The sequence below is a fragment of the Neisseria sp. P0021.S007 genome (assembly GCF_051956855.1).
Genome location: NZ_JBQCXA010001467.1, coordinates 1 through 476, shown reverse-complemented (window position 1 = coordinate 476; position 476 = coordinate 1). Strand labels below are relative to the sequence as shown.

Below are 476 nucleotides of genomic sequence, written 5' to 3'. Positions count from 1 at the left end.
GCATTTACAGTGCCTCAAGCTGAGATTGCCGGCAAGCAGGAAAAATATACTCATCGCGAAGCGGCCAATAACGGCTTCTTTAAATTCTTTGCAGCCGCTGCCAGCGTGTGTGCCATTGCTGTGACGGCATGGCAGTTTACGCCGCAAACTTCTCGTGACGCTATGCCGGTTGCCGAGAAGTCTAATATTCAGCCAGCACAAGATATCATTCCAGTAAGCGGTACGCCTGACGATAAAGCGGCTTCCGAGCCTGGCGAGACCGTTGTACCAAATGCGGCAAAAGACGGCAAAATTGAAAACCGTCCGACTGTCCGTACCGATCAAAAAAATGAGCAGCAGACTGTTGTACAGTAAAAAATGAAATCATGCAAAACCCTTGCTTTATGGCAAGGGTTTTTATTTTTTCAGTAAAACCGTCAGGCCGTCTGAAAGCATAGCTTCAAAGAAGTCAAAACAGTTATAATGCGCTCCATGAA

1 pseudogene is annotated in these 476 nt (G+C 46.8%); it reads left to right on the top strand.

Going from position 1 to position 476, the window contains the following annotated elements:
- Positions 1-354, top strand: a pseudogene (locus ACTHUR_RS19730) (sigma-E factor negative regulatory protein); the annotation flags it as partial.
- Between the last annotated feature and the right edge of the window lie 122 nt (positions 355-476).